Genomic DNA, 17,210 nt, shown 5'->3' on the forward strand with positions numbered 1-17,210 from the left:
CGGGCCGGGTGGCAACTCTGGGCTGCCACCCGGCCGGTGTGCTGACGCCGCGTCAGTCCCGCGGCTTCTCGCGCATCTCGAAGGTCTCGATCACATCACCCTCGTTGATGTCCTTGGCGCCGAGCCCGATACCACACTCGAAGCCCTCGCGGACCTCCGTGACATCGTCCTTCTCCCGCCGTAGCGAGTCCACGGTGAGGTTGTCGGAGATGACAACCCCGTCGCGGAGCAGTCGCGCCTTGGAGTTGCGGCGGATGGTGCCGGACCGGACGATCGAACCGGCGATATTGCCGACCTTGGAGGATCGGAACACCTGGCGGATCTCCGCGGTGCCCAGCTGGACCTCCTCGTACTCCGGCTTGAGCATGCCCTTGAGCGCCGCCTCGACCTCGTCGATCGCCTGGTAGATGACCGAGTAGTACTTGATCTCGACACCCTCACGATCGGCCAGTTCGGTGACCCGCTCTGCGGGCCGCACGTTGAAGCCGATGATGACGGCGTTGTCCACCGTCGCCAGGTTCACATCGTTCTGCGTGATGGCACCCACACCGCGGTGGATGATCCGCAGCGCGACTTCCTCGCCCACGTCGATCTTGAGCAAGGCGTCTTCGAGTGCCTCGACGGCACCGGAGACGTCACCCTTGATGACCAGGTTGAGGTGGTCGACCTTGCCCTGCTCGAGAGCCTGGGTGAACTCCTCCAGCGACATGCGCTTGCGACGCTTGGCCAGCGTTGCCGCACGCTCGGCCGCTTCTCGCTTGTCAGCGATCTGACGGGCCGTGCGGTCATCGGGAGCCACCAGGAAGGTGTCACCGGCGCGCGGCACCGATGCCAGTCCCAAGACCTGCACCGGGTACGCCGGTCCGGCCTCGGTCACCGAGTTGCCATGCTCGTCGAACATGGCACGCACGCGCCCGTGGGCCGTACCCGCCACGATGGCGTCGCCCACGCGGAGCGTTCCGGACTGCACGAGCACAGTGGCGACCGCGCCGCGCCCCTTGTCCAGGTTGGCCTCGATGGCCACACCGCGTGCGTCCTTGTCCGCGTTGGCACGCAGTTCGAGAGCGGCGTCCGCGGTGAGCAGGACCGCCTCGAGCAGCTGGTCGATGCCCTTGCTCTGGATGGCGGAGACGTCCACGAACATGGTCTCGCCGCCGTACTCCTCGGCCACCAGGTCGTATTCGGTGAGCTGCTGGCGGATCTTGGCCGGGTTCGAGTCCGGCTTGTCCACCTTGTTCACCGCAACCACGACCGGCACGTTCGCGGCCTGTGCGTGGTTGAGCGCCTCGATGGTCTGCGGCATCACCCCGTCGTCGGCGGCCACCACGAGGATCGCGATGTCCGTGACGTCGGCACCGCGGGCACGCATGGCCGTGAATGCCTCGTGACCAGGGGTGTCGATGAAGGTGATGGCCCGCTCGACGTCCTCGTGCTGGGCATGCACCTGGTAGGCACCGATGTGCTGGGTGATTCCACCGGCTTCGCCACCCACGACGTCGGTACTGCGGATCGCATCCAGCAGCCGTGTCTTTCCGTGGTCGACGTGACCCATCACAGTCACGACCGGCGGGCGGGGGGAGAGGTCCTCGTCGGTCTCGGCTTCCTCTTCGGCCGCCAGATCGATGTCGAAAGACTCGAGCAGCTCGCGGTCTTCTTCCTCAGGCGAGACGATCTCGACGACGTAACCGAGTTCGGCGCCCAGCGCCTGGAAGGTGTCCTCGTCCAGGGATTGAGTGGCCGTTGCCATCTCACCAAGATGGAAGAGCACAGTCACCAGGCTCGCCGCGTCGGCATCGATACGGTCGGCGAAGTCCGCCAACGAGGCGCCCGCACGGATCCGGATGATGGTCTTACCGTCACCACGGGGAACCTGCACGCCGCCGATCGACGGCGCAGACTGCTGCTCGAACTCTTGGCGCTTGGCCCGCTTGGACTTCCGCCCTCGGACCGGACGACCTCCGGCGCGACCGAACGCGCCCTGCGTACCGCCGCGACCACCGCGACCACCGCCACCGGGACGACCGCCGAAACCGGGGCCACCACCAGGACGGCCGCCGAAACCGCCGGGACCACCAGCGCCGCCAGCGCCGCCGCCACCGCGGCCGCCGCGGCCACCACCACCGCCACCGCCACCGCGGGCAGGGGCGCCAGGACGGCCGACCGAACTACGACCGGGCATCATTCCCGGCGTGGGTCGCACGCCACCGGGGCGTGGGCCTGCCGCATGATCACTGCGCGGCGCACCGGAGCGTTCCCCGGTCCGACCGCTGGCCCCTCCGGGGCGCGGGCCGGCAGAACCGCCCGAACCACCCGGTCGAGGCATCCCCTGAGAGGGGGCGAACGGGTTGTTCCCCGGACGAGGAGTGCCGGATCCGCCGGAGCGGGCGCCGCCGCCACTACGGGAGTCGCTGCCGGAGCGTGAATCGCTGCCCGAGCGCTGCCCACCGGGCCGAGGCATCCCCTGCGAAGGGGCGAACGGGTTGTTCCCTGGCCGGGCGCCAGGCTTCGGTGCAGGGCGGCCGCCCGGTTTGGGTGCCGCCTTCTCCTCGGCCGCTGACTCGTCGGCGGCGGTCGGAGCCGGCGGTGCTGCATCAGCCGGGGTCGGCGTGGACGCAGGCTTCGGCGCACTGGGTGCCTCGGCAGGCTTGTCGGCCGTACTCGGGGCAGCAGGCTCCTCAGTCGGCGCCGCAGCCTCGGGGGCCGCCGCTGCCGGAGCAGCGGGCTTCGCCGCAGAGGCCGGGGTCGGCTTCTTGGCGGCAGGCTTGGCCGGTGCGTCGTCTCCGCCGCTTGCGGCGGCCGGGAAGACTTCTCGGAGCCGCCGCTGAACGGGCGGCTCAATGGTGGACGAGGCGGACTTCACGAACTCACCGAGTTCGTTCAGCTTCGCCAAGACGGTCTTACTGTCGACGCCGAGCTCTTTCGCGAGCTCGTGAACGCGGACTTTTGCCACAACTCTCCTGTCTCGGTCCGTCCCGAGGCAGGGGTCGGACCGTCGTTAGCGGTGCGTGTTCATCGCAGGGTGCTCATCGGGTGCCCATCGGCTTGTTGACCCGCTCTCTTGTTTCGATGATCAACGGTTCTTGTAGACGAACTGGTCGAACCAGGCCACCACGCGGGAGTAGTCGGCTGTGGCCGGTACTCGCAGGGCCCGAGCGATCGCTCGGCGTGTGATGGCACGGTTCAGGCAGTCCGGATGCGGATGCACCCAGGCTCCCCGGCCCGAGGCACTCGTTGAGGGATCCACGACCACCGACGTCACAGAGACTTCAGTAGTCGTAAGATCCGCCACCAGGCGCACCAGGCTGGACCGTGAGGCACGTTCCCGGCACCCAACACACGTGCGGACAGGACCATCGGAGGAGCTGATGATGCACTGCCCTCCGTGGGTTCTGCGACCGCACCTCACCGCGTTGGTGAGAGGAAAGATCGTCCGGGTTCGTGACCCAACAGAAAACTATACTACGGCGCTTCCGGCGTGGCAGTCGTGCCGGCGTCTCCGGAGTCCGGTGCCGTATCGGGCCGGATGTCGATTCGCCACCCCGTCAGGCGCGCCGCAAGCCGTGCGTTCTGGCCCTCTTTACCGATCGCCAGGGAGAGTTGGTAGTCCGGCACGATCACCCGCGCCGAGCGCGCGGCGGCGTCCACCACCTCCACGCTGCTCACCCGTGCCGGGGACAGGGCGTTGGCCACGAAGGTGGCCGGATCGTCGCTGTGGTCGACGATGTCGATCTTCTCCCCACGCAACTCCGCCATCACGGCGCGTACCCGCTGACCCATCGGCCCGATACACGCACCTTTGGCTCCCAGGCCCGCCACCGTGGAGCGGACGGCCATCTTGGTTCGGTGCCCGGACTCGCGCGCCAGCGCCGTGATCTCCACGCTCCCGTCTGCCACTTCGGGCACCTCGTGGGCGAAGAGGCGCTTGACGAGATTCGGATGCGTACGCGAGACCGTGATCGACGGACCTTTGAAACCGCGCGTGACCTCGAGCACATAGGCACGGATACGTTCACCGTGGACGTAACTCTCGGTGGGAACCTGCTCGTGTGCCGGGAGCACGGCCTCGATTCCGCCGATCTCGATCAGTACGGTGCGAGGATCACGCCCCTGCTGGATCACGCCCGCGACGACATCCCCCTCCTTGCCACGGAACTGACCGAGCACCTGGTCGTCCTCGGCATCACGCAGCCTCTGCATGATGACTTGGCGTGCCGTCGAGGTGGCGATCCGGCCGAAGTTGGCCGGTGTGTCGTCATACTCCGGGCCAAGTCGCGGACCCGGCGAGACGGCGACGGCTTCACCGGGTTCACCCGGTCCCTGTTCAGTCATCCCACTGTCAGACGGATCGGCATCGTCAGGGAGCACGTCCGCCTGCGGTGGGGGCAGCATCTCGCGCGCATAGACGCTGACGTGCCCGGTGCTGCGGTCGAGCTCCACCCGGGCATGCGCCATGGCGCCCTCGGTGCGGTGATACGCGGACAGCAGCGCCTGCTCAATCGCACCCACGAGGGTGTCGAGCGGGATGTCTCGTTCCCGCTCGATCATCCGCAGTGTTGCCATGTCGATGTCCATGAGGCGTTCCTCTCAGTCCTGCGCGTCGCCGGCGCGGTTCAGCTCCACGTCGATGCGTCCACGCACGACGTCCGACAGCGGCAGGCTGACGGTACCGGATTCGGTCGCCAACGTGAGTTCGTCGTCGGACACGCCGAGGACTCGGCCACTGACCTGATCATCTGCGGTCGCCACGGTGACGAGTCTGCCCTCCGCACGGCGGAAATGGCGCGGCTGCGTGAGCGGACGGCTCACTCCGGGCGTGGTGACCTCCAGCAGGTAGGACCCGCCGAGCAGGTCCTCGGCGGCATCCAGGCGGGCAGAGACGGCGTGGGAGACCTCCCCGAGTGAGTCCGACGTCACACCACCAGGACCGTCGGGCAGGTCCACCGTGACGCGGACCACGCGTCGCCTCGCGGCACCTGAGATCTGGACTCCTTCGAGGTACAGGCCGGCGCCGGCGACGACCGGTTCGAGGACGTCGTGCACCTGGGCGCTGAGGGCGTCCGGTCCGGGAGAGGGGCTCATCACGACACTCCTTGTGCAGTTGTGGTTCACGGCGAACACACAGCGTAGGCGCCCGTCATGGCACGATCAACGCGTGAACGTCCTCAGCCTCGCCCGGCACCTCTGCGAACCACCCCGCCGACCGCGGAGCCGAACCGCCACGGCACAGTCCGCTCGAGCGCTCACAGCGGTACTCCTGCTCACGCTGAGTGCAGCGTGCTCGGTGCGTGTGGATTCGCCACCGGCTCCGATCGCCAGCCCCTCGGCGGCCGAACAGATCCGCCAGGCCTCGGCGCTGGCCACGGCGGAGCTCGCCGTGCTGGCCAGCTCTGCGGCACCATCCGACGATGACATCGCCGCTGTGCTCGACGATGTGGCCGCAGACGCTGACGCTCAGTTGGAGCAGCTCGGAGGCGTCTGGGAGCCGCCGCCTCGCCCCGACGACGACGACAACGCCTCGACCGAGGCTCCCTCGACCGCCCCATCGAGGACGGCGGATGACGTGCTCACCGCCCTCAGCACCAGCTCTCGAGCGGCACAGGATGCCGTTTCCGACCCGGCCCTGGACGCCGATCTGGCGACGTTGCTCGCCGCGATCGTGGTGAACCGGGATGCCACCGCCGCTCAACTGGCTGATCTTCTCGACATGCCAGATCCAGCCCCGGACCCGCAGCCTCAGATGCCCGCAGTGCTGACCGAGAGTGCCGCCGGCCTGTGCCGGACTCTGGACGCGCTCGGGTATGCCGGCGAGTTCATCGCCGCTCGAAGCAGCGGCGATGCGCAAGAACGGGCGGCGGGTAGGGCCGTGCGGATGCGGGATCTGGCCGAACAGGTCGCGATCGCTGCCGACTTCGACGATACGGACAGTGACCCACGTGAGGCGACCTACGCCGTCGGCAATGCGGAGGAACTCGAGGAGACGATGGACACCTGGCAGGCGGACCTGGTGGCCGGATGGCTGGCGCAGATCGGCGCCGCTGACCCGGCCGATCGTGCCGGCCTCCTCGAGTACGCCAGAGCGGCCGCTCGCACGGCGCCAACCGCAGCCGCGGACCCGGTGCCGGGCTGGAGCGGCTGAGTTCCCTCAGCCAGCCCGGCTGAGCAGTTCCCGCAGGCGTGCCGGGGCGTCGGCGGGGGCCAGTTCTTCGCGCTCACCGGTGGCCCGGTGGCGCACCTCGACGACTCCGTCGGCCAGGCCACGGCCGACGACGAGCGCATACGGCACGCCGAGGAGTTCGGAATCGGCGAACTTCACTCCGGCGGAGACCTTGACGCGATCGTCGTAGAGCACCTCAACCCCGGTCGAGACCAGTTCCTCGGCGATCTGCTCGGCCGTGCTGAACACGCTCTCGTCTTTGCCGGTGGCGAGTACGTGCACCTGCGCCGGTGCGACGGTGACGGGCCAGGACAGGCCTTTCTCATCGCTCGTGGACTCGGCGATGGCGGCGAGCACACGGGTCACGCCGAGCCCATACGAGCCCATCGTCACCGTGACGGACTTCCCGTTCTGGTCGAGCACATTCAGTTCGAGAGCCTTGGCGTACTTCTGGCCGAGCGCGAAGATGTGCCCAATCTCGATCCCGCGGGCGATCTCCAACGCTCCGGATCCGTCCGGTGCCTGGTCCCCCTCGCGCACCTCGGCCACGTCGATCACACCGTCAGCGGTGAAGTCCCGTCCGGCGACGAGGTCGAAGACATGCCTGCCGAGCTCATTGGCTCCGGTGATCCAGGCGGTACCGGGCACGACGCGCGGGTCCACCAGATACCGCACCGGCGCCCGGCTGGGAGCGCCATCAGCACGATCAGTACGGTCAGCGCCGTTCGGGCCGAGCACCTGCGGACCGATGTAGCCGGGCACCAGTTCCGGATGCGCCGCGAAGTCCGCCTCGGTGGTCTGATCCACCGCGGCCGGGAACACAGCTGCCTCGAGCCGCTTGGCGTCCACCTGCCGGTCACCGGGCAGGCCCACCACCAGAAGTTCCCGCTCCCCCGTCGGCGAGACCAGCGCGACCACCACATTCTTCAAGGTGTCGGCCGCCGTCCACGCGCGATCACCGCGCGGGTGCTTCTCGTTGGCGACTGCCACGAGCGTGTCGATCGTGGGCGTGTCCGGAGTGTCCTCCACATGCGCCGGCCCGATCGTCGAAGAATCCTGCTCGGGCGGCACGGGTGTGGCCACCGCCTCCACATTCGCGGCGTAACCGCCCGACGATCGGACGAAGGTGTCCTCGCCGATCTCGCACGGGTGCAGGAACTCCTCCGAGCGTGATCCGCCCATCGGCCCGGCCTCTGCCGCGACGATCACATACTCCAGGCCCAGTCGGTCGAAGATGCGCTGGTAGGCCTCCCGGTGCGCCTGGTAGGAAGCATCGAGCCCGGCCTCGTCCACGTCAAAGGAGTAGGAGTCCTTCATGATGAACTCCCGGCCGCGGATCAGCCCGGCCCTGGGTCGCGCTTCATCGCGGTACTTGGTCTGCATCTGGTACAGGACCGCTGGCAGGTCCTTGTAGGAGGAGTACAGGTCCCGCACGAGCAGGGTGAACATCTCCTCGTGGGTGGGCGCGAGCAGATAATCGGCGTCTTTGCGATCCTTGAGCCGGAACAGATTCGGACCATACTCGGTCCACCGGCCGGTCGCCTCGTACGGCTCGCGCGGCAACAGCGCCGGGAAGTGCACCTCTTGCGCACCGATCGCATCCATCTCCTCGCGGACGACGGCCTCGATCTTGGCGAGCACCTTCAAACCCAGCGGCAACCAGGAGTAGATCCCCGGCGCGGCGCGCCTGATGTAGCCGGCGCGCACGAGCAGCTTGTGGCTGGCCACCTCGGCATCGGCCGGGTCCTCCCGAAGGGTCCGTAGGAACAACGTCGACATCCGCATCAGCACGCGGCTGAGTCTAACGGCCCCCGACGGCGGAGCTCGCCGTGCGAGGGTCGTGTGCACTCCGCCTGGTCTACTGCGGCCGGCTGAGCCAGACTGAGCCCATGCCCGAGATGCCCGAGGTGGCCGGACTGGCCTCGTTCCTCTCCGCCCGGATGGCCGGAAAGTCGATCACACGTGTGCACGTCGCCGGAATCCAGGCGCTGAAGACCTACGACCCACCGCCGCAGGCGCTCTCCGGGCGCACTGTGGCCGAGGTGCAACGGCATGGGAAGTGGTTAGACGTCGCCACCGCACCTGGCATCGGAGACGGCACCGGGAATGCGGTGGCCGATCGAGGCGAACTGCATCTGGTCTTCCACCTCTCCCGGGCCGGGTGGGTCCGTTGGTACGAACAGGCCCCGGCAACGCCCCCGAAACCAGGGAAGTCGCCCATCGCGCTGCGGGTGGAACTCTCCGACGGAGCGGCATTTGACCTGACCGAGGCAGGCACGCGGAAGCGGCTCGCCGTCTACGTGGTGCGTGCGCCCGAGGAGGTGCCGCAGGTGGCCTCGCTCGGGCCCGACCCACTCGGTGAGGAGTTCACGACGGCCGCGCTCGCGATGATCCTGGGCGAGCGGCGGCACCAGGTGAAGGGCGTTCTGCGAGACCAGTCGATCCTCGCCGGGATCGGCAATGCCTACAGCGACGAGATCCTGCATGTGGCCCGGATCAGCCCGTTCGCGATCAGTGCGAAGCTGGATGAGGACGAGGTAACGCGGCTGTACGAGGCGATCCGCACTGTGCTGACCGGGGCGATCGAGGTCGCATCCGGGAAGCCGGCTGCCCAGCTCAAAGACGCCAAACGCGCCGGGATGCGCGTGCACGGGCGAACCGGCCAGAACTGCCCGGAATGCGCAGACATCGTGCGTGAGGTGTCCTTCGCGGATTCTTCGCTGCAGTACTGCGCTACCTGTCAGACGGGCGGAAAGGTTCTCGCCGACCGGCGGATGTCGAAGTTGTTGCGTTGACGGCCATCACATCGAGACCAGCACCGTGACACCTAGAAAAGCACCGTGGCGTAGCTGCCGACCTGCTTGAAACCCACTGTGCGATAGGCGGCGAGCGCCGCCGTGTTGTACGAGTTCACGTAGAGCGAGACCACTGGTGCGAATTGCTCGCGTGCGTATCGCACGACGGCTGCCATACCGGCGGCCGCGTGGCCGCGTCCCCGGTGATCGGGATGGACCCACACGCCCTGGACCTGGGCCACGCCGAGGGCCACCGTGCCGATCTCGGCCTTGAAGATCACCTGCGGACCGCTATCGGTCTCGGCGATCCACGCAAGCGAGCGACCGCCGTCAACCAGGGTGGAGATCCGGCGCTCGTACCCACCTCCGGCGTGCAACGGGGAGTAGCCCACTTCCTCGGTGAACATCGCCACGCACGCCGGAAGCAGCACAGCCATGTCCTCGGCGGTACACAACCGCACCCGGTCCTCTGGCGGCACGAGCGGGTCATGGTCGATCATCATCGACGGTTGGTCCTCACGCACCTCCCGTGGGGTGGGAGCCGACGGCGCCAGTTCCGCCCACAACCCGAGCACGTCCTCGGCCGGCCCCACGATCGAGGAGTACTTGCGCCGGCTCCGACGAATGGAATCAGCGAGCGGGGCCAAGGCACGGGGGGTGACCCGGAACGGCACCACATTGCCTCCCGTCCAGCACAGCCCGTCCAATCCTGCGGACGTACGCACGCACAGCACCTGATCGCGGTAGAAGGCGTACCTTTCGAGCGCCTCCACATGTTCGCCGAGCAGGGCGGCGTCCACGGGGTCCTGCCGACAGAAGGCGGTGATCAGGCTGGGGTCGACCGACCGGGAGTCCGTCACGATGACGTCAACGTCGCCGGAGTCGCCAAGAATCCGCCGACCCCGGTCCATACGGGCGGAGTGCCAGGGCCAGGAGGGCATCGGGTGGGTGGGGCCGGGTCAGGAGACGGTGACGACGGGCTCCCCGGACCCGTCGGTCGCGCCCATGCTCTCAGCGATCCTGGTGGCTTCTGCGATGAGTGTTTCCACGATCTGATCCTCCGGGACGGTCTTGATCACCTCGCCCTTGACGAAGATCTGCCCCTTGCCGTTACCGGACGCCACTCCGAGGTCGGCCTCGCGCGCCTCGCCGGGACCGTTCACCACACAGCCCATGACGGCGACCCGCAGCGGCACGCTCATTCCCTCCAGGCCTGCGGTCACTGCATCGGCGAGCGTATAGACGTCGACCTGGGCACGCCCGCAGGAGGGGCACGAGACGATCTCCAGCTTGCGCTCACGCAGATTCAGCGACTGCAAGATCTGCAGCCCCACCTTGACCTCCTCCACCGGAGGAGCGGAGAGCGAGACGCGGATCGTGTCACCGATGCCCTGGCTGAGCAGCGCACCGAACGCGGTGGCGGACTTGATGGTGCCCTGGAACGCCGGCCCTGCCTCGGTGACCCCGAGGTGCAGCGGCCAGTCCCCCCGTGCCGAGAGCAACTCGTAAGCGCGCACCATGACCACCGGGTCGTTGTGCTTGACCGAGATCTTGAAGTCGTGGAAATCGTGCTCCTCGAACAGCGAGGCCTCCCAGACGGCGGATTCGACGAGCGCTTCCGGGGTCGGCTTGCCGTACTTTTCCAGCAGCCGCTTGTCCAGCGAGCCAGCATTGACCCCGATCCGCAGCGAGACGCCCGCATCGGCCGCGGCCTTGGCGATCTCGCCGACCTGGTCATCGAATTTGCGGATGTTGCCCGGGTTCACCCGGACGGCCGCGCAGCCGGCGTCGATCGCGGCGAAGACGTACTTGGGCTGGAAGTGGATGTCGGCGATCACGGGAATCTGCGACTTCTTCGCGATGATCGGCAGTGCCGCTGCATCATCGGCCGTCGGGACAGCCACACGGACGATGTCACAGCCGGACGCAGTCAACTCGGCGATCTGCTGCAGCGTGGCATTGATGTCCGTGGTGGGGGTGGTGGTCATGGATTGCACGGAGATGGGTGCGTCTCCGCCCACGTCCACCGAACCGACCCGGATCTTGCGGGTTGAACGACGCGGCGCCAGCACCGGAGGGGTTTCCTTCACGGCGGGCATGCCCAGATTGATCGGAACACTCACGCATCCAGTATCACACTCGGCGCCACCGCACGCTGCCCGCCAACTGGGCCGATGCCCGTTTGGTCAGAACAACGTGATCGGATTCACGATGTCCGCGATGGCGAGCAGGATGCTCATCCCAGCGAGGACCACCACCACCACGTAGGTGAGCGGCATCAACTTGGCCGTATCGGCCGGCCCGGGGTCCTGACGCCCGGTCAGCGCCGCGAATCGGCGCCGGATGCCCTCAAACAGTGCTCCCGCGATGTGTCCGCCGTCCAACGGCAGCAGCGGCACCATGTTGAAGACGAACAGAGCCATGTTCAGCGAGGCCAGGATCTCCAGCATGACAGCCGATCGTTCAGTGGTGGTCAACACCTCGGAGCTGGCCACCTCACCACCCATCCGGCCGACGCCGATCAGTCCCATCACTCCCGGGTCTCGCTCGGTGCCACCGAACGTGGACTGAGCAATCGAGACCAGGCGCTGCGGAAGGGTCAGGACCATGTGCACCGTGCCGGAGAACACCTGCCAGACGTAACCCGGCACGGCCGTGAGCGGTTCCGGTCGCAGTTCCCGGGCCGCACCGATCCCGACGAACGGCTGCTCGTCTAGGACCAGGTCCCCCTCGGCATCGGTGACGTACTGGCCGTCTTCGATCACAGGGCGCTCGGCAAGGGTCGGCGTGAGGGTGAGTGCCACCTGTGCACCATCACGCTCGACCACGACGTCGACCTCGGTGGCCCCTTCGGCGTCAATCGCGGTGGTGAGATCCTCCCAGTTCTCGATCGGCGCACCATCCCAGGAGATCACCCGGTCCCCGGCAAGCAGACCTGCCTCGGCCGCCGGGGCGGCCGGGTCGGAGGCGGTGCACTCACGGGACTCCCCCGCTGGTATCACGCACTCGGACACGGAGGCGAGCCGGTTGCTTGCCGTCGGGACACCCAGGCCGGAGAGCACGACCGCGAACAGCACCGCAGAGATGATCAGGTTCACCACCGGACCGCCGAACATCACGGCGAGCTTGCGCGGCATGGTCAGCTGATAGAACGCCTGACGCCCGTCACCGGGACGGAGCTCGTCGGTCACCTCGGCACCACTGGCCTCGCGGGTGTCCTCGACGATCGCATCGATCGTGCCGCGCAGTCCGCGCCGTCGCTGCCGCGCCTCGTACCGGGCGTCCTCGCTCATCTGCTGCTCGGCTGGAGGGAACATCCCGATCATCCGGACGTAGCCGCCAAGCGGAAGCACCTTCAGGCCATACTCGGTGTCGCCGCGACGAGTGGACCACAGGGTGCGGCCGAATCCCACGAAGTACTGGGTGACCTTCACCTTGAACAACTTGGCCGGCACGAGGTGACCCACCTCGTGCAACGCGACCGAGACGATCAGCCCGAACGCGATGACGAGCACACCCCACCAGAAGTCCATGACGGTCAGGGTACGTCCCGCACCTGCGAAATCCCCAGTCGGGCTCAGGTGTGAGCGAGCACCTCCCGTGCCCGCTCGCGAGCCCAGCCATCCGCTGCGAGTACGTCGGCCACCTCGAGCGCCGGGCCCGCGTCATGTTCATCCACGATCCGCGCCACGAGGTCCACGATGCCCGGGAACGGCAAAGCGCCCGCGTGGAAGGCCTCCACCGCCTCCTCGTTCGCAGCGTTGTACACCGCGGGGGCGGTGCCACCGGCACGGCCGACCTGCTGGGCGAGTTGCACTGCAGGGAACGCCTCGTGGTCCAGGGGCTCGAACTGCCATGAGCTCGCAGCGGACCAATCACACGGTGTGTCCACGTCCCTGAGGCGGTCCGGCCAGGACAGTCCCAGCGCGATCGGCACGAGCATCCGGGGCGGGCCCATCTGCGCGATCGTCGATCCGTCGTGGAACTCCACCATGGAATGGATCTGTTGCTGCGGGTGCACCACCACATCGATCGCATCGAAGGGAACCCCGAAGAGCAGGTGCGCCTCGATCACCTCAAGGCCCTTGTTCACCAGCGTGGCCGAGTTGGTGGTGATCACCCTGCCCATCGCGAAGTTCGGGTGCCGCAGCGCCTGCTCCGGAGTGACCCGGGTGAGATCAGCGCGGCTCCAGCCGCGGAACGGCCCGCCGCTGGCGGTGAGCATCAGGCGACGCACCTCCTCAGCCCGCCCGCCGCGTAGGCACTGAGCGATGGCACTGTGCTCGGAGTCCACCGGGACGATCTGCCCGGGTGCGGCAGCGGCCAGGACCAAGGGACCACCGATGATCAGCGACTCTTTGTTCGCCAGCGCCACCGTGGACCCTGCCGCCAGCGCAGCGAGCGTCGGTCGCAGGCCGATGCTGCCGGTGATGCCGTTGAGCACCACGTCAGCGCCGTGGCCGGCCACATCCACGATCGCGTCCTGTCCGACGGTGACCTCGGGGGCCCAGTCGGTCCGCCCCAGCTCTTCGGCGGCCGTGCGAAGGGCCTCACGTACCGCCGTCAGCGCTGCCTCATCTGCGATGGCGACGCGTTCAACACCGAGTTCGGCGGCCTGGCGGGCGAGGAGACCCGGGTCCGATCCTCCAGCAGCGAGCGCCGTGACCTGGAAGCGGTCCGGGTGGGCACGCACCACCTCAATGGCTTGGGTACCGATCGAGCCGGTTGAGCCCAGCAGGGTGACGGTCCTCATCGTCACTCGACAGCGAGCAGCACGTCGACCGCGCGGTCCAGGAAAGCGTCCACCGGGCCCTCGGCGTAGGCACGAGACCGAGCGGCCCGGGGGAACGTGATGTGCCGCAAATCAGCGGCGCTGAGCGTGTGCCCCTCGTCGAAGTAGGCAACCAGCTCCTCCATCACCTCGTCCACGGCGTCGGCCGCGTAGCCGCGCCCGCGTTCGGGTGGAGCAAAGCGCTCCCCGGCCGGTCGTACCAGGCGCGGGTACAACGTGGTGGCTCGTTCGGCCACCTGTTCCATCCAGGCTTCCTGCCCATGGGCGGAAATGAAGTCCGCTCGTTCGCGCTGGACGAAGGCCCCTTCCAGGCGGTCCAGGGCGGCATCGACCGCCGCCGGTTCGTATCCACCGCGAAGGAGGTCGAACGCCACACCACGCACGTCTTCGGCACCCATCGGTTCGCCGTCACCTTCGTAGGCGGCCCGGGCACGGGTGAAGAAGTCGTCCACTTCGTCGCGGTCGTACCCGTTGGCCCAGCCCTTGACGGTCGGGAAGATGCCCTCCATCGCCTGATCCTCTCTACCGAGCGTGCCGGTCAGTCCTGAGCGGCGAGCTGACCGCACGCACCGTCGATATCACTACCGCGGGTGTCCCGGACCGTCGTGGGGATCCCCGCCGAGCGCAAGCGTGCCACGAACTCGGCCTCCACATCCTTCTCGCTCGCCGTCCAGATCGAACCCGGTGTGGGATTGAGCGGAATCGGATTGACATGCACCCATCCCGTACCGCGGCGAAGGAGTTCGGAGGCCAGCAGATCGGCACGCCAGGCATGATCGTTCATATCCTTGATGAGTGCGTACTCGATGCTCACCCGGCGACCCGTCGCGTCGAAATAGGCCCGCGCCGCATCGAGGGCCTCTCCCACGGACCAGCGCGTATTGATCGGCACCAACTGCGAACGCAGTTCATCGTCCGGAGCGTGCAGCGACAGGGCGAGAGTCACCGGGATTGCCTCGTCGGTCAGTTTGCGGATCGCCGGGACCAACCCCACCGTGGAGACCGTGATGTGCCGGGCCGAGATGCCCAACCCCTCGGGGGAAGGCGCCACCATCCGCTTCACGGCGCCGATCACCGTCTTGTAGTTGGCGAGCGGTTCGCCCATCCCCATGAACACCACGTTCGTCAGGCGTCGCGGACCGTCGCCGAGTTCACCCTCCTGGCAGCTGACCGCCGCGCGACGGACCTGCTCGATGATCTCACCGGTGGAGAGGTTCCTGGTCAGGCCCTGCTGGCCCGTGGCACAGAACGGGCATGCCATTCCGCAGCCTGCCTGGCTGGACACACACAGCGTGGCCCGCTCGGAGTAGCCCATCAGCACCGACTCGACCTTGACGCCGTCGAAGAGACTCCACAGCGTCTTCACGGTAGCGCCACCATCCGCCGCCAGCCGGCGATGTTCGGTGAGCAGATCCGGCAACAGCAGATCAGCCATCTCGGCGCGCAGATCGGCCGGGATGTCGGTCATCCGGTCCGGATCACGGGTGAGCCGAGCGAAGTAGTGCGTGGAGAGCTGTTTGGCACGATAGGCAGGCTGCCCGATCTCCCGCAGCACCTCGCCGCGTTCGGCGAGGGTGAGATCGGCCAGGTGCCGGGGCGGCTTTCCACGCCGGGGGACGGCGAAGGAGAGTTGGGGGCGCTCGCCTGCGGCAGCGTCGTGACCGGGCAGAATCTGAGGTTGAGACGTCATGATGGGACCATCCTCCCAGACATCGCGTGCTATCCAGAGTTGGTCCGCCGCCGTAGCGGCCACCTGCTGACCAGCCAGGCGAGTGCCGCGAAGCCGGCTGTCAGGACGAGCGACCACATTGCCACTGCTCCGTAGCCCTGGACGCGTGGATCGGTGAACGGGTACGGGTACCAGTCCACGATCGGCCCGCGGACCAATGTGTAGATCAGGTACGCGCCCGGATAGATGAGCCACCACAGGGCCGTCCGTAACGGCACCCGGGTGCATGGCGGGTCAACGATCCAATCGAGGACGACGGCGATCGGCATCACCATGTGCAGGACGACATTCGCGAACATCACCTGTGTGTCGAGGGAATCCTCGAGACCCGCAAGTACGAGGTTGTACACCGCCCCGGTGATGGCCAGGTACAGGGTGGCGGCACCACGAATCATGTCCAGCGGCAGCCGCTCCGGTAGCCTCCCGCGCAGCGCACACACGCCGCTGACGGTGAAGACGACGCCACCGATGAGATTGGACTGGACGGTGTAGAAACTGAAGAAGTTGCTCAGTCGGAACGTCTCCAGGGTGAGGGAGAAGGTCAGCTGCGCTGCGAACGCCGCAGCAAGGAGCGCCACCAGCGCCAGTCGCAGGACACCGAGCTCGCGCTGCGGCGAACGATTGCTCATGGCCTCAACCTAGCGCTGTGCTTCACGCGTGGTCCGCCGCACCCGCCGTCAGGCCGGGGCGAACACGAGCAGCATCGCGAACACCACAGGAGCTGCCAACAGTGTTGAATCCACGCGGTCCAAGACACCACCGTGGCCGGGCAGAATCGTTCCCATATCCTTCACGCCGAGATCACGTTTGAGGAGCGACTCGGCCAGGTCTCCGATGACGGCGCCGCACACCGCGGCTACACCGAGAACCGCGCCGGTCCACCAGGACAGGTCGAACACGAGCGCGGCGAAGACGATCCCGACGGCGATCGCAACCACCAACGATCCTGCTGCGCCTTCCCACGACTTCTTCGGGCTGACCGTCGGCGCCATCGGGTGCCGACCGAACAGCACTCCGGCGGTGTATCCACCCACGTCGTTAGCCACCACCAGAGCCACCACCAGCAACACGCGCCAGGGGCCGTCGTCGGCGGACAGCATGATGGTGAGAAAACCTGCCAGGAACGGGATATACGCAGCGGCGAAGATGCCCGTGGTGGCCTCGCGAAGAGCCACCACTCCCCCACCATCCAGGACACGCCAGACCACGACACCCCCGGCGGTCAGCAGGAAGGCCACCAGCAACGCCTCGATACCTGCCGAATAGGCCGTGACGAGCATGCCGACGGTACCCACGAGGAGTGGCAGCAGTGGAAGGCGGATATCCCGGGTACGCAAGGCACGGTCGAGCTCCCAGAGCGCTGCAGCGCACGCGATGACCGCGAGTCCGAGGAAGATCTCCTTGCGGATGAACAACGAAAGCACCAGCACCGCACCCAGGCCCACGCCCACGCCGACGGCGACCGGGAGGTTACGGCCGGCGCGGGAGGGGTGCTCCGGGGATCCCGCTGCTGCCGCGGAGAGTAACTCGCGTGGTTCAGGTTCCTTGGCTGGCTGTGCCGGAAGTGCCACTGTGCCGATCGGCACCTGGCCGGTCACAGCCATCGCGCGTGCCCGCCGAGCCGAGGTGTGCGCCGCCAACTCTTCTTCCAGCTGTGCAGCTCGTTCGGCTCGGCGTTGGGCGCGCCTCGTCAGCGCCGGCTGCTCGCTCGGCGCATCGGGGTTCTCGAACTCAGGCACG

Annotated in this window: 15 protein-coding genes; 2 read left to right on the forward strand and 13 right to left on the reverse strand. The window is 67.6% G+C overall.

Annotation, left to right across the window (positions count from 1 at the left end; all coding sequences use genetic code 11):
* Nucleotides 1-52: 52 nt before the first annotated feature.
* From infB to rimP, 4 genes are all read right to left on the reverse strand, one after another.
* A complete protein-coding gene (infB, locus tag LQF10_RS11955; protein WP_231064072.1) occupies nucleotides 53-2,950 on the reverse strand; it encodes a translation initiation factor IF-2 in 2,898 nt (965 codons plus the stop codon).
* A gap of 120 nt (nucleotides 2,951-3,070) precedes the next feature.
* A complete protein-coding gene (locus LQF10_RS11960; RefSeq protein ID WP_354002576.1) occupies nucleotides 3,071-3,406 on the reverse strand; it encodes a YlxR family protein in 336 nt (111 codons plus the stop codon).
* A gap of 53 nt (nucleotides 3,407-3,459) precedes the next feature.
* Nucleotides 3,460-4,572 carry a transcription termination factor NusA gene (nusA, locus tag LQF10_RS11965; protein WP_231064074.1) on the reverse strand — a complete coding sequence of 371 codons (1,113 nt, stop codon included), beginning with the start codon at nucleotides 4,570-4,572 and terminating at the stop codon, nucleotides 3,460-3,462.
* Nucleotides 4,573-4,584: 12 nt separating this feature from the next.
* Nucleotides 4,585-5,079, reverse strand: a complete 495-nt coding sequence (gene rimP, locus LQF10_RS11970; RefSeq protein WP_231064075.1) for a ribosome maturation factor RimP — start codon at nucleotides 5,077-5,079, stop codon at nucleotides 4,585-4,587.
* A gap of 73 nt (nucleotides 5,080-5,152) precedes the next feature.
* On the opposite strand from rimP, the gene LQF10_RS11975 reads away from it, so the two are divergent.
* Nucleotides 5,153-6,136 (forward strand): hypothetical protein, encoded by a 984-nt coding sequence (locus LQF10_RS11975; RefSeq protein WP_231064076.1) that lies wholly within the window; start codon nucleotides 5,153-5,155, stop codon nucleotides 6,134-6,136.
* Between the two features lie 6 nt (nucleotides 6,137-6,142).
* Here LQF10_RS11975 and LQF10_RS11980 read toward each other — a convergent pair whose 3' ends face one another.
* On the reverse strand, nucleotides 6,143-7,945 hold the full coding sequence (locus LQF10_RS11980; protein WP_231064077.1) for a proline--tRNA ligase: 1,803 nt from the start codon (nucleotides 7,943-7,945) through the stop codon (nucleotides 6,143-6,145).
* Between the two features lie 98 nt (nucleotides 7,946-8,043).
* Between LQF10_RS11980 and LQF10_RS11985 the strand changes: the two genes are divergently transcribed.
* Entirely contained in the window at nucleotides 8,044-8,949 is a 906-nt protein-coding gene (locus LQF10_RS11985) for an Fpg/Nei family DNA glycosylase (RefSeq protein WP_231064078.1), read from the forward strand.
* A gap of 32 nt (nucleotides 8,950-8,981) precedes the next feature.
* Here the strand turns inward: LQF10_RS11985 and LQF10_RS11990 are convergent, their stop codons facing one another.
* The 8 genes from LQF10_RS11990 to LQF10_RS12025 form a co-directional block, all read right to left on the reverse strand.
* On the reverse strand, nucleotides 8,982-9,860 hold the full coding sequence (locus LQF10_RS11990; RefSeq protein WP_231064079.1) for a GNAT family N-acetyltransferase: 879 nt from the start codon (nucleotides 9,858-9,860) through the stop codon (nucleotides 8,982-8,984).
* Between the two features lie 48 nt (nucleotides 9,861-9,908).
* On the reverse strand, nucleotides 9,909-11,048 hold the full coding sequence (gene ispG / locus LQF10_RS11995) for a flavodoxin-dependent (E)-4-hydroxy-3-methylbut-2-enyl-diphosphate synthase (protein ID WP_231067320.1): 1,140 nt from the start codon (nucleotides 11,046-11,048) through the stop codon (nucleotides 9,909-9,911).
* A gap of 87 nt (nucleotides 11,049-11,135) precedes the next feature.
* Nucleotides 11,136-12,482 (reverse strand): M50 family metallopeptidase, encoded by a 1,347-nt coding sequence (locus LQF10_RS12000; RefSeq protein WP_231064080.1) that lies wholly within the window; start codon nucleotides 12,480-12,482, stop codon nucleotides 11,136-11,138.
* 44 nt (nucleotides 12,483-12,526) lie between these two features.
* A complete protein-coding gene (gene dxr, locus LQF10_RS12005; RefSeq protein WP_231064081.1) occupies nucleotides 12,527-13,702 on the reverse strand; it encodes a 1-deoxy-D-xylulose-5-phosphate reductoisomerase in 1,176 nt (391 codons plus the stop codon).
* 2 nt (nucleotides 13,703-13,704) lie between these two features.
* The gene (locus LQF10_RS12010) at nucleotides 13,705-14,250 is read right to left on the reverse strand and encodes a DivIVA domain-containing protein (protein ID WP_231064082.1); all 546 of its coding nucleotides are present in this window, start codon (nucleotides 14,248-14,250) and stop codon (nucleotides 13,705-13,707) included.
* Between the two features lie 29 nt (nucleotides 14,251-14,279).
* Nucleotides 14,280-15,431 (reverse strand): dual-specificity RNA methyltransferase RlmN, encoded by a 1,152-nt coding sequence (rlmN, locus tag LQF10_RS12015; protein WP_231064083.1) that lies wholly within the window; start codon nucleotides 15,429-15,431, stop codon nucleotides 14,280-14,282.
* A 29-nt stretch (nucleotides 15,432-15,460) separates the two neighbouring features.
* Nucleotides 15,461-16,099, reverse strand: a complete 639-nt coding sequence (locus LQF10_RS12020) for a Pr6Pr family membrane protein (protein WP_231064084.1) — start codon at nucleotides 16,097-16,099, stop codon at nucleotides 15,461-15,463.
* Between the two features lie 48 nt (nucleotides 16,100-16,147).
* On the reverse strand, nucleotides 16,148-17,209 hold the full coding sequence (locus LQF10_RS12025) for a phosphatidate cytidylyltransferase (protein ID WP_354002577.1): 1,062 nt from the start codon (nucleotides 17,207-17,209) through the stop codon (nucleotides 16,148-16,150).
* Between the last annotated feature and the right edge of the window lies 1 nt (nucleotide 17,210).

Source organism: Ruania halotolerans (assembly GCF_021049285.1).
Classification (GTDB): domain Bacteria; phylum Actinomycetota; class Actinomycetes; order Actinomycetales; family Beutenbergiaceae; genus Ruania; species Ruania halotolerans.